This window comes from Peptoniphilus rhinitidis 1-13 (assembly GCF_000246925.1).
In the GTDB taxonomy this organism is placed as follows: Bacteria; Bacillota; Clostridia; order Tissierellales; family Peptoniphilaceae; genus Peptoniphilus_A; species Peptoniphilus_A lacydonensis.
The window spans coordinates 1-11772 of record NZ_BAEW01000025.1 but is presented as its reverse complement, the minus strand read 5'-3'; the positions used below and the strand labels follow the sequence as shown (position 1 = coordinate 11772).

The window sequence follows — 11772 nt, the reverse complement described above, 5'->3', positions numbered from 1 at the left end:
ACGTACTGTGTAATTGTTATAAAATATCTTTAAAAATTTTTAAAAGTGTAGTAGAATAAGCATATAGGTAAAAATGAACAAAGTTCAGAAGATATAAGTAGAAATATATTTGTAAATTTTCTAATTTAAGTAATTGTAAAATTGAATTTTTATAAGAACTATTTTCATCTTATTAAAGGGTTTGAATTTGTTTATTAAGAAATAATTTTAATCTTTAAATTTAAGAATTTATAATTTTTTTGCATATATACAGTTTGCAGTATACTTTAAGTTAATTTTTAAGTTATGAATTTTATGGAATTTTAAAGAGTTTTGATAAAGTTAATTTTGTGTTAGTTTTATAATTAATACATTTTAATTCAAGGGGGTTTAATGATGAATACTTTACTTAAAGATAAAGAAAGAAATGATGTTTTGTTTTCGATGGCTGTCAACCTGGCGTACAAACGTATTAAGAAAGATCCACAAAAGGGAATGCTTGAAATAGTTAATATTTTTGACAAATATTTGGTTTCAAATTCAAAGGATTATAACAGTGCCAGAAAGGGATTGGAAAGAATAAGAGATGAGCTTGCTGATCCTAATTCTAAATGGGTTTCCTTTGGGACTGATATTGTAGAAGGAATTGACGAAAATATCGTAAAAACTTCAATTAAAAATATTGGATATAATGCAGCTTATAAGGGAAATACACTTAGAAATAAATTACAAAAAGAATATAATTGTAATATTCCTTGGACAATTTTATTTGATCCTACATCTGCTTGTAACTTAAAGTGTACAGGATGTTGGGCAGCTGAATATGGATATAAAAACAATTTGACTTATGATGAGATGGCAAGTATCGTAAGACAAGGAAATGAACTTGGAGCATATTTCTTTATTTTAACTGGTGGAGAACCTCTTGTTAGAAAAGACGATATATTAAGACTTGCAAATGAATTTAACGACAGTGCATTTCACGTTTTTACCAATGGAACTCTAATTGATGCAGAATTTTGTGAAGAAGTTAGAAAGGCTGGAAATATTTCTTTTGCACTAAGTATTGAAGGGACAGAAGAATCTACTGACCTTAGAAGAGGTGATGGAGTTTTCCAAAAAGTTATGAATGCAATGTCTCTTATGAAAGAACACAAACTTCTATATGGTGCTTCAATTTGTTATACAAGCAAGAATTATGAATATGTAACTGATGATGAGTTTATTAAACTTCTTGTAGATCATGGATGTAAAATTGCATGGTACTTCCACTACATGCCAGTTGGAAAAGATGCGGATGTAAGTTTACTTTTAAATCCTGAACAAAGAGAACATGTATATCACAAAGTAAGAAAAATTAGATCAGGAGAATACCCACAAAATATTTACACAATTGACTTCCAAAATGATGGAGAGTTTATAAATGGTTGTATAGCTGGTGGAAAGAATTATTTCCATATAAATTCAATGGGTGACATGGAACCATGTGTATTTATTCACTATTCCGATTCCAATATTAGAGAAAAAACTATAAAGGAATGTTTACAAAGTCCACTTTTCATGGGATTCCACGAAAACCAACCTTTTAATAAAAATTTATTAAAACCATGCCCAATGCTTGAAAATCCTGGCAGACTTACTAAGATAGTAAATGATTCAGGAGCAAAGAACACTGACATGATTGCACCAGAAAGTGCTGAAGAATTGCAAGAAAAGACTACTCCATATGCAAAAGATTGGAATAAAAAGGCAAATGAATTGTGGAAGAAGAGCCAAGAAGCAAAAAATAAAAATAACTAAAAAATAACTAAAATTTTAGGAGGATGCATTAAATTTAATGCGTCCTCCTTTTATATTTGGGATTTTAAACCTTTACTTTAATTTAAATTAAATTTATAAATTCTAAGTGTCAACTGATTTTATAATTTTTAAGATTATAAAATTTTTAGAATTTCTTCAATGGAATCTATTTTATAGTTGGCGTCTTTGCCTTCCCTAATAGGTCCAAAACCGTAAGTTGCAAAGATGCTTTGTATATTGTTTTCTTTGGCGGCATTTATGTCGTGATATCTGTCGCCGACAAATATAATTTCTTCTTTTATATTTGGTCTAACTTTTTTTAAGATTTCTTTTTTGGGAATGTAGTCAAAACTCTCTGCTACAAAGAATTTTTTAAAATATTTTTTTATATTGTAAACATCTAGTGCTACATCAAGATACCTTTTACGACAATTTGATAAAATATACAGGTCATAATTATTATAAAGAGTTTCTAAAACTTTCGTTGTACCTTTATATAATTCGCCTAGACCTTCTTGCATATTTTTTTCCATATTTTTGCCAACTTGTTGCATTACTTCTTTTTTTAAATTTTCATCAGCATCCTTTGCTATTAAATCGTAGGCATAATTTGGTTTTTCTCCCAAGAATTTGGATACATTTTCTTCGTTTAATTCAAAATTATTTGCAAAACCTTTAGCTTGCAATGTTTTTACGCCAGATGAAAAAGCTGGATAATAAATTTTTATTGTGTTGTGAAGAGTGCCGTCAAAGTCAAAGATTATACTTTTTATATTATCCACGAATTTCTCCTAACAAATTTGCCATTTCAATTGCAGTTGTGGCTGCGTCAAATCCCTTGTTGCCAGATTTTGAGCCTGCTCTTTCAATTGCTTGTTCAATGTTTTCTGTAGTTATAACTCCAAATATAATAGGAACTCCAGTTTCGAGAGAAGATGCTGCAATTCCCTTTGCAACTTCAGCAGAAACAAGTTCGTAATGAGTTGTTGCCCCTCTTATAACTGCACCAAGAGCAATTACAGCGTCATATTTTTCTGTAAGAGCAAGGGATTTTGCAGTAAGTGGAATTTCAAAACTTCCAGGGACCCAGATAACCTCAATTTCATCGTCATTTACTCCATGTCTTTTTAGTCCATCTATACAACCATCTAATAGTTTTGAAACTATAAATTCGTTAAATCTTGCCAATACTATTGCATATTTTTTTCCTTCTGATTTTAAATTTGCACTGTAAACTTTCATATTTCCTCCAATTTTTATTTTTTAAATTACTATCATTAACTTTAAAAATTTTATGCTAAAATTATTTTTTATTTACTAAATTCAGATAAAATGTGATTCATCTTCTCTGCCTTTGTTCTCAAATAAAATTCATCGTTCTTAGTTGAGTGAATTTCAATTGGGACTCTTTCTTTTATAATCATTCCAAATTCTTGAAGGGAATAGACTTTGTCAGGATTATTAGTTAGAAGTCTAAGTTCCTTTACACAGAGGTCCTGCAAGATTTGTGCACCAGTTGCGTAATCTCTTGCATCTTCTGGGAAACCAAGGGCTAGGTTTGCTTCCACTGTGTCCATTCCTTCATCTTGAAGTGCGTAAGCTCTAATTTTATTAACAAGACCAATGCCACGACCTTCTTGACGCATATAAAGTAGGATTCCTCGTCCTTCTTTATCAATTTGTTTCATTGCAAGATGGAGTTGATTTCCACAGTCGCATCTCGAAGAGCCAAAACAGTCGCCAGTCAAACATTCAGAGTGAACCCTTGTAAGCACATCCATTCCATCTCCAATTTCACCTTTGACAAGGGCAATGTGATGTTCTCCAGTGACTTTGTCAACGTAAGCGTGAGCTCTAAAATCCCCAAATTTTGTGGGAAGATTTGCCTCTGCAACTTTTTCTACAATTTTTTCATGTCTTTTTCTGTAAAGCAAAAGTTCTTCGGTAGTAGTTATTTTCATATTAAGTTTTTTGGCAAGAATAAATAAGTTTTCACCACGCATCATGTGACCATCATCTTGCATAATTTCGCAGCAAAGCCCAACTTCTTTAAGTCCTGCAATTTTTAAGAGATCAACAGTTGCTTCAGTGTGACCACGTCTAACAAAAATTCCATCTTTTTTTGCAACAAGGGGGAACATATGGCCAGGTCTTCTAAAATCTTCTGGTTTGGCATTATCTTCAGTTAATTTTTTTGCAGTCAGTGCTCTTTCCCAGGCAGATATTCCTGTTGTTGTTTCCGTATGATCCACAGAAACAGTAAAGGCAGTTTCGTGATTATCTGTATTTTCTGCCACCATTTGATTTAATTTTAGTTTTTCTGCGTATTCTTTTGACATAGGCATACATATTAAACCCTTTGCAAGAGATGCCATAGTATTTAAACTTTCTCCAGTTGCAAATTCTGCAGCTTGAATCATGTCGCCTTCATTTTCTCTATCAGGTTCATCAGTTACAATTACTATTTCACCTTTTTTTAAGGCCTCTACAACTTCTTCTATTGTGTTAACTTTCATATTCTCTCCTTTTAAAATCCATTTTCTATTAAAAATTCTCTTGTAATTTTGCTCTTATTTTTTTTATTTACAAAACTATAAATATATCTGCCAATAATATCAGTTTCAATATTTATCTTGTCACCTATTTTTTTATACTTTAAATTTGTTTCAGAAATTGTTGTTGGAATTATTGAAACTTCAAAATAATTTTTATAAACTTTTGAAACTGTGAGGCTTATTCCATCAAGGGCAATAGATCCCTTTGGCACAATGTATTTAAAATTGTCACTTTCAAACTTTATTTTATAGACAATTTCATTTCCACTATTTAAAATATTTATAATTTCTCCAATTCCATCAATGTGACCTTGCACAATGTGACCATCAAGACTTTTATTTGGACTAAGTGCTCTTTCTAGGTTTAAATTATCAAGTGGTTTTAAATTTTTAAAATTTGTAGAATTTATAGTTTCTACCATGACTTCTGCTTTGTAGAAATCATCTCCAAGTTCTGTTACAGTTAAACAAACTCCATTTGTGGCAATAGAGTCACCTTTTTTTATATTTTCTAAAACTTTTTTGCAAGAAACTTTTAATGTATAAAGATCTCTATCTTTTTTTATTTCAGAAAGTTTTCCAACTTCTTCAATTATTCCTGTAAAAATTTCAATCACACCTTCCAGTAACTAATATGTCATCAAATAATTTTTCACATTTTATATCTTTAATTTTTATAGAGTTTTTTAATTTGTCAATTTCTAAATCGCCAATAACAGGGATACCTTGAGAGCCAAGTAGGATTGGAGCTATAAAGAAATAAAATTTATCTACTAAATTATTTTTTAACATCTCTGCATTGAGAGTTCTGCCACCTTCAAGTAAAATCGAAGAAATATTATATTCTTTTAATTTATCCATTAAATCTATTAAGTCGACTCTACCATTTTTTTCCTTGCAAATTAAAACTTCTACATTTTTCTTTGCACTTAATACTTTTAATTTTTCTTTATCGCAATTTTCTGTAGTTGCAATTATAGAAATTGAATCTAAATCATCTCGAAAAAGATTTGACTCGATAGGGATTCTAAGTTTTGAATCTGTGACAATTCTTATAGGATTATTTTTATATTTGCCATGGCGAACATTTAAAGTTGGATTGTCTGATAGAACTGTTCCAATGCCAACCATTATTGCATCTAACTTTCCACGAAGTTCATGTGAGTATGACCTTGAAAATTCTGATGTTATCCACTTAGATTCTCCACTTTCTGTTGCAATTTTTCCATCAATAGACATTCCAGCTTTTAAAACTACAAAGGGTCTTTTATTTTTCACATAAGTAAAAAATCTCTCATTTAAAATTAAACATTCTTCGCTGCAAACATCTTCTGTAATTTCTATGCCAGCATCTTCTAGAATTTTTATTCCATTTCCAGAAACTTTTTCAAAAGGGTCAGCAGTTCCAATTACAACTCTTTTTATGCCTTCTTCGACAATTCTATTTGCACAGGGTGGTGTTTTTCCAAAGTGAGAGCAAGGTTCAAGATTTACATAAAGAGTTGCACCACTTACGTCTTCTCCTCTATTTTTAGCATCTTCAATTGCATTTATCTCTGCATGATTTTCACCAAACTTTAAATGAGCCCCTTCTCCTATTATTTTTTCATCTTTTACAATTACACAGCCAACTAGTGGATTTGTCTTTGTATTTCCAATTCCTTTTTTTGCAAGCTCAATGGCACGTTCCATGTAAAAGCTGTCGTTAAAATTTTCAATATACATTTAATCACCTATAAAAAAAGAGCCCATGCAGGGCTCCAAAAATTTAAAAATTATCTTCTTTCATCCAGACTATACTGTCGGTATTGGAATTGCACCAATTCAGCTTTCGCTCGCGGACTTTACCGCCGGTGGGGAATTGCACCCCGCCCTGAAGAGTTTTATTAACTTATAAATTTATAATATCACTAAGAAAACATTTGTCAAGTATTTGTCAATCAAAATTTTTATGGGAGTTTTTAATAATTTTAAGAAAATCTTCCAAGACCAAGTCTATATTCTTAGAACCATCGACAATGTAATCGGCATAATCATCTAAATCTTCCATAACAGAAATTCTTTTTTCAATTTCTTTTTTGCTGTCCCTTCTTTTTTTCATTCTGGCAATTAAAATTTCTTTGGAACATTTTAAATAAATAGAAATTGCATTTGGAAAATATTTTTTTATTTCAATTACACCTTCTTTATCTACAATAATTATGCAGTTTTTATTTTTATTGTTGTTTTCTTCTAAATCTTTTTTTAATGTAGAGTAAAAATTTCCAGCATAACAAGTAGTTCCTATAAATAAATTTTTATTTTCAAATTTTTGAAAATTTTCTAAACTAATAAAATTATAATCAACGCCATCTATTTCATTTGGCCTGGGTTTTCTTGTGGTATAAGTTACAATTTTTTTAAGACCATGACTTGTTAAAATATCCCTAATTGTGCTTTTTCCAGAACCAGAGTGACCAAGTATTAAATAAATCATAATTGCTCCTTAAAAATTATTATTACAAGTATAACATAAAAATTGAGATACTTTACAAATTTTAAATTTTGAAGTAAGATTAATTAGATAAAAAATTAGGTGGAGGTCATGATGAAGCATTTAATAGAGCCATTAGATTTTACAATAGAAGAATACGAAGAAATTTTTAGTCTGGTTGATGACATTATTGCAAACCCTGTAAGTTATTCTCATGTTTGCGAAAATAAGTTGTTGGCCAGTCTTTTTTTTGAGCCCTCAACGAGGACAAGACTTTCTTTTGAAACTGCAATGCTAAGACTAGGAGGAAGAGTAATTGGATTTTCTGATGCGGGAGTTAGTTCATCTACAAAGGGAGAAACTTTAGTCGATACAATTCGTGTAATAGAAAATTATGCAGATATTTGTGCAATGCGTCATCCAAAGGAAGGAGCAGCACTTTTGGCGTCAAAAGTTGTAACAACTATGCCCATAATAAATGCGGGAGATGGAGGACACCAACATCCAACTCAGACACTTGCCGATTTAATAACAATAAGACATTATAAAAAAAGTTTTGACAATTTAACAATGGGACTCTGCGGAGATTTGAAGTTTGGAAGGACAATTCACTCTCTTGTAAGAGCTTTAAATCGATATGAAAATGTAAAGTTTGTATTTATTTCTCCTGATGAATTAAAAATGCCAGAACAGTTTAAGAGTTTTATAGATGAAAATAATTATTCTGAAACTAGAGATCTCATGAGCGTAATAGAGAGTCTAGATATACTTTATATGTCAAGAGTTCAACAGGAGAGGTTTGTTTCATCAGATGAGTACGAAAGACTTAAAGATTATTATATTTTGACAGAAGAAAAATTAAAATTTGCAAAAGACGATATGATAATCTTGCATCCACTTCCAAGAGTAAATGAAATTTCTAAAGAAGTAGATAAAGACCCACGAGCAGTTTATTTTGAACAGACAAAATTTGGAATGTATGGGCGGATGGCACTTATAATGAAACTTTTGGGGGTATCAAAATGATAAATGTTTCAAAAATAAAAAAAGGAATTGTACTAGATCACATTGAAAGTGGTCGTGCAAATGTGCTTTACAGAGCATTAAAATTAGAAGAAGTTACAGATGCAGTTGTACTTATGCAAAATATTTTCTCTACTTCTATGGGGAAAAAAGATTTAATAAAAATAGAAACAGATTATAATTTAGATTTTACAGTTTTAGGACTTATCGCACCTCACACCACAGTCAACTTTATAGAAAATGGCGAGCGAGTTAAAAAAATTAGGATGGAAATGCCAGAAGTTGTGGAAGGAGTTCTCACTTGCAAAAATCCTAGATGTATTACAAATAGCGAGAGAGAAATTGCAGGACACAAATTTCATCTCTATAATAGGGATAAGAAGGAATATAAATGTGAGTATTGTGACACAGTTACAACTTATGGAGAGTGAAAATGGCAAAGATTATTGAAAATATAGATGTTTGCAAAGATTATTTTATTTTGCGAACAGATTTAGACGTGAAAGTTTATCCAGGACAATTTTTTATGCTAAGAGCTTGGGAAAATTATCCAACACTTTCAAGGCCAATTTCAGTTTACGACAAAACTGATGGTGTAGATTTTTTAATTGAAAGAAAAGGAGAAGGCACAGAAATTCTTGAAAAATTAGAAAAAGGTGACGATATAAAATTATTTGGACCATTAGGAAATTCCTTTTACGCAAATGTAGATGAAGTTGCACTAGTTGGCGGTGGAGTTGGTGTTGCACCTTTTCACTACTTAATAAAAGAAATTAAAAGATTAAAACCAGATTCAAAAATAACACTATATATTGGAGAAAGAGAAGAACTTGAACTGGAAAATTCATTTTTAGATGTAAATTGCGATATAAAAATAAAAAAAGGAGGATTTATAACAGATATAATAGATTTTGAAAATCATCCATTAATTTATGTTTGTGGGCCAGAAATAATGATGAAAAAAGTTGTGGAACTGGGGAAAGTTTACGATTGTAAAACCTATGTATCTCTTGAAAAGAGAATGGGTTGCGGAGTTGGTGCTTGCCTTTCATGTAGCGTTGATACAAAAAATGGAAGAAGAAGATCATGCAAAGAAGGACCAATTTTTAAGGGGAGTGATTTAATTGACTTCTAGAACAGAAATAAATTTATCGGGAATAAAATTAAAAAATCCAATAATAATGGCAAGCGGCACCTATGGATATGGCGAAGAATTTAAGAATTTTTACGATCCCAAGATTCTTGGAGGAATTGCTTCAAAGGGGATAACTAGATTTCCCAAAAAGGGGAATGAAGGCATAAGAGTTTGGGAAACACCTTCAGGGATTTTAAACTCAATTGGACTTGAAAATCCAGGAGTGGAAGAATTTGTAAAAGAAAAAATAAATTCTATGAATAATCTTGGCACAGAAATTTTTGTAAATCTTGGTGGCAATACAATTGAAGAATACGTAGAGTCTGCAAAGATTTTAAATGACTATGAATTTTCTGCAATTGAACTTAATATATCTTGTCCCAATGTAAAAGAAGGTGGCATGGCATTCGGAATGGAAAAAGATTCTGCCGCAAAAGTTGTAAGAGAAGTTATGAAAGTAACAAATAAAAAAGTTTTTGTAAAACTTTCACCAAATGCAGGCGATATTGTTGGAATAGCAAAGGCAGTAGAAACAGAAGGAGCAGATGGACTTTCACTAATAAATACAATTCTTGGAATGGCAATTGACTTTGAAAGAGAAGAAATAGTATTCAAAAATACTTATGCAGGACTTTCAGGAGCAGCAGTAAAACCAATAGCACTTAGGATACTTCACCAAGTTGCAAAAAATGTAGAAATTCCAATTATAGGTATGGGTGGCATAACAAATTATAAAGACGTATTAGAATTTTTAATGGCAGGAGCTAGTGCGGTAGAAGTTGGAACTTATAATTTTATGAATCCAAATGCAGGATATGAAATAATTAGAGATCTTGAAAACTATTTAGAAGAAAAGAATAAAAATATAAATGATTACATTAAAAAATTAATTTAATTAAAGTAAAATAATTAAGGGCTTTCCTAGTTTAGGAAGGTCTTTTTTGTGGTATTAATTTATTAGATAAAAGGAGGGATCATTATGTTTAATCTTTACAAGGATATATACGATGCACAGATGAATTTATTTAAGTCTTTTAATGGAGAAGAGAATAAAAAGGAAAAAATAACATTAGAAGATTATTTTAGAGAAATGGCTAGAATTAACGAAGCGATGATTGATAATGTTTCTGAAATACCAAAAAATTATATGAATATGATGAGTAATTACAATCCATTTTCAATTGATTACACAAAAAATTTTACTAACTTTTTTGAAATGAACCCTTACTTTGAAAATTTTATGGACTTTCAAAAATTTTTTGCAGATAATTTAAAAGAACCAGGAAAAATTTGCAATGAATTTATGAATAATTTTAAAAATTATTTTCCAATAGTAAGCGCAAATGGAAAATTTCTAGAAGATTATAGTGGTGCTATGTATGATTTATTCAATAGTTACAAAAAACAGCAAGAAAATTATATTAACATATTTATGCCAGAATCAATGAGAAGTAAAGCAAAAGATATAATGAATTTTAACGAAAAACTTTTCGACAACTTTAATATCATGAATCCAAATCATGGAAATATGTTTTTTATGACAGATAGCTTTTTTGGTAAAGTAGATTACTTAAAAAGTATGGAAAAATTTTCACAAGATATGTTTAAGAATTTAGAAGAGTATAAAAAGTTATTTGGAGATAATCCTTACCTTGCAAGCACTTCAAAGATATTTGAATATCAAAAAAACTTTATAGAGAAATCAATTAAATATTATGAAGTTTATATTAGTTATTACAAAGAGATTTATGAAGAAATGGTCAAAATATCTGAATTTACGGTTGAAAAGTATCAAAAAGATTTAGAAGAATTATCACAAAAGAAAGATCCTTCTGAAGTGTATGAATTTTTCCAAAAGAAAACTAAGGAACAATATAAGAAATTATTTGATGTAGATAAGTTTAAAGAAATTTATAAAAAAGCAGAAGAAGATACAAAAATTTTGAGAGAAGAATTATTTAAACTAAATATGGACTACATGAATTTTGTAGAGCCTTCAAGTAAAGAAGACATAAAGGACTTAAATAATGAAATAATGAAGATGTCAAATAAAATAGATTCTTTAAATAAAGAAATAGAAATATTAAAGAGCAAATAAGTTTTACGAAGGTGATGTTGCAGAATAGATGATTCTACTCTGCGACATCATTTTTTTATCAAGTATTTAAGTTTAACCATTGTGTTTTTTGCTTTTAAAATATTTTCTAGATAAATTTTTCTTGTTTCTCTTAAAAATGGGTGCACTTAATAAAGCTATACTTTTGAAAATTTTTTCTCAAGCAGCTTTGTATTTTATGATTTCTAAATTCTTATTTTCTATTTTTGATGCCAGTTTATTTAAGTTTAGTGCTATTGATAATAGACATATTTCACTTATTATGTTTTCTTTTCCTCTGTGGTGGAATCTGTTATAGTTTAAGCCTGACTTTATTTTGGAAAATGCTCCTTCGGCTTGAATCGATCTATTTAATCTTTCTTCTATTCCTTGGTCGAATATTATGTTTTTTAAGGTTTCTTCTCTATATTTTTGAAATGTTTCTGCTATGTAGATTCCCTTGCTTTTTTGTCCTTCTTTGTTCCAATCGAAACATCTGTAGACTTTTGTTATTGTTACGTATCCACTTTTTCTTTTTCTGTATCTGTCATTACATCTTATGAATTCTTTGCCCTCTTGTGATATGTATTTGTCTTGTCTTTCATCGTATTTTAAGCTTTTCCTAAATTCTTGTTCTTTTTTATATTTTCTTGTTTTCGACTTTTCATAGTTTGATGGTTTTATATAGGATGTTAAATTATTTTCTGCTAAA

Annotated in this window: 13 protein-coding genes and 1 riboswitch; of the genes, 6 read left to right on the top strand and 7 right to left on the bottom strand. The window is 29.9% G+C overall.

The features are described from left to right. Nucleotides 1-372: 372 nt before the first annotated feature. Entirely contained in the window at nt 373-1779 is a 1407-nt protein-coding gene (locus tag RH95_RS08810) for a radical SAM/SPASM domain-containing protein (RefSeq protein WP_202947906.1), read from the top strand. A gap of 134 nt (nt 1780-1913) precedes the next feature. Here RH95_RS08810 and RH95_RS08805 read toward each other — a convergent pair whose 3' ends face one another. The 6 genes from RH95_RS08805 to RH95_RS08780 all read right to left on the bottom strand — a co-directional run bounded on the left by RH95_RS08805 (nt 1914) and on the right by RH95_RS08780 (nt 6810). After that, the gene (locus RH95_RS08805; RefSeq protein ID WP_010248393.1) at nt 1914-2561 is read right to left on the bottom strand and encodes an HAD family hydrolase; all 648 of its coding nucleotides are present in this window, start codon (nt 2559-2561) and stop codon (nt 1914-1916) included. Then, nucleotides 2554-3021: a 6,7-dimethyl-8-ribityllumazine synthase gene (gene ribH / locus RH95_RS08800; protein ID WP_010248391.1), complete on the bottom strand. Its 468-nt coding sequence runs from the start codon at nt 3019-3021 to the stop codon at nt 2554-2556. The genes RH95_RS08805 and ribH overlap by 8 nt, the downstream gene beginning before the upstream one ends. Before the next feature lie 68 nt (nt 3022-3089). After that, nucleotides 3090-4295, bottom strand: a complete 1206-nt coding sequence (locus RH95_RS08795) for a bifunctional 3,4-dihydroxy-2-butanone-4-phosphate synthase/GTP cyclohydrolase II (protein ID WP_010248388.1) — start codon at nt 4293-4295, stop codon at nt 3090-3092. 11 nt (nt 4296-4306) lie between these two features. Further along, nucleotides 4307-4951: a riboflavin synthase gene (gene ribE / locus RH95_RS08790; protein WP_010248385.1), complete on the bottom strand. Its 645-nt coding sequence runs from the start codon at nt 4949-4951 to the stop codon at nt 4307-4309. After that, nucleotides 4944-6059: a bifunctional diaminohydroxyphosphoribosylaminopyrimidine deaminase/5-amino-6-(5-phosphoribosylamino)uracil reductase RibD gene (gene ribD / locus RH95_RS08785; RefSeq protein ID WP_010248382.1), complete on the bottom strand. Its 1116-nt coding sequence runs from the start codon at nt 6057-6059 to the stop codon at nt 4944-4946. The genes ribE and ribD overlap by 8 nt, the downstream gene beginning before the upstream one ends. A 48-nt stretch (nt 6060-6107) precedes the next feature. Next, nucleotides 6108-6219: riboswitch (FMN riboswitch) on the bottom strand. Nucleotides 6220-6270: 51 nt separating this feature from the next. After that, nucleotides 6271-6810: a guanylate kinase gene (locus RH95_RS08780; protein WP_010248380.1), complete on the bottom strand. Its 540-nt coding sequence runs from the start codon at nt 6808-6810 to the stop codon at nt 6271-6273. 111 nt (nt 6811-6921) lie between these two features. Here RH95_RS08780 and pyrB point away from each other — a divergent pair, with 111 nt between their 5' ends. From pyrB to RH95_RS08755, 5 genes are all read left to right on the top strand, one after another. Then, nucleotides 6922-7833: an aspartate carbamoyltransferase gene (gene pyrB, locus RH95_RS08775; RefSeq protein WP_010248377.1), complete on the top strand. Its 912-nt coding sequence runs from the start codon at nt 6922-6924 to the stop codon at nt 7831-7833. Next, nucleotides 7830-8261 carry an aspartate carbamoyltransferase regulatory subunit gene (locus RH95_RS08770; protein WP_010248372.1) on the top strand — a complete coding sequence of 144 codons (432 nt, stop codon included), beginning with the start codon at nt 7830-7832 and terminating at the stop codon, nt 8259-8261. Before pyrB ends, RH95_RS08770 begins: the two co-directional genes overlap by 4 nt. A 2-nt stretch (nt 8262-8263) precedes the next feature. After that, a complete protein-coding gene (locus tag RH95_RS08765; protein WP_010248369.1) occupies nt 8264-8965 on the top strand; it encodes a dihydroorotate dehydrogenase electron transfer subunit in 702 nt (233 codons plus the stop codon). Continuing rightward, nucleotides 8955-9860: a dihydroorotate dehydrogenase gene (locus RH95_RS08760; protein WP_010248365.1), complete on the top strand. Its 906-nt coding sequence runs from the start codon at nt 8955-8957 to the stop codon at nt 9858-9860. The genes RH95_RS08765 and RH95_RS08760 overlap by 11 nt, the downstream gene beginning before the upstream one ends. Before the next feature lie 84 nt (nt 9861-9944). Next, nucleotides 9945-11063, top strand: coding sequence for a hypothetical protein (locus tag RH95_RS08755; protein WP_010248362.1), 1119 nt, complete (start codon nt 9945-9947; stop codon nt 11061-11063). A gap of 177 nt (nt 11064-11240) precedes the next feature. On the opposite strand, the gene RH95_RS08750 is transcribed toward RH95_RS08755, so the two are convergent. Further along, nucleotides 11241-11772: transposase (locus RH95_RS08750; RefSeq protein WP_010248359.1), on the bottom strand; the 532-nt coding region annotated here is incomplete at its 5' end.

Bases quoted from the DNA above. Each gene is read 5' to 3' on its own strand.
- RH95_RS08810 (WP_202947906.1), top strand. From the start codon at position 373: ATGATGAATACTTTACTTAAAGATAAAGAAAGAAATGATGTTTTGTTT.
- ribH (WP_010248391.1), bottom strand. From the start codon at position 3,021: ATGAAAGTTTACAGTGCAAATTTAAAATCAGAAGGAAAAAAATATGCA.
- RH95_RS08795 (WP_010248388.1), bottom strand. From the start codon at position 4,295: ATGAAAGTTAACACAATAGAAGAAGTTGTAGAGGCCTTAAAAAAAGGT.
- ribD (WP_010248382.1), bottom strand. From the start codon at position 6,059: ATGTATATTGAAAATTTTAACGACAGCTTTTACATGGAACGTGCCATT.
- RH95_RS08780 (WP_010248380.1), bottom strand. From the start codon at position 6,810: ATGATTTATTTAATACTTGGTCACTCTGGTTCTGGAAAAAGCACAATT.
- pyrB (WP_010248377.1), top strand. From the start codon at position 6,922: ATGAAGCATTTAATAGAGCCATTAGATTTTACAATAGAAGAATACGAA.
- RH95_RS08770 (WP_010248372.1), top strand. From the start codon at position 7,830: ATGATAAATGTTTCAAAAATAAAAAAAGGAATTGTACTAGATCACATT.
- RH95_RS08765 (WP_010248369.1), top strand. From the start codon at position 8,264: ATGGCAAAGATTATTGAAAATATAGATGTTTGCAAAGATTATTTTATT.
- RH95_RS08755 (WP_010248362.1), top strand. From the start codon at position 9,945: ATGTTTAATCTTTACAAGGATATATACGATGCACAGATGAATTTATTT.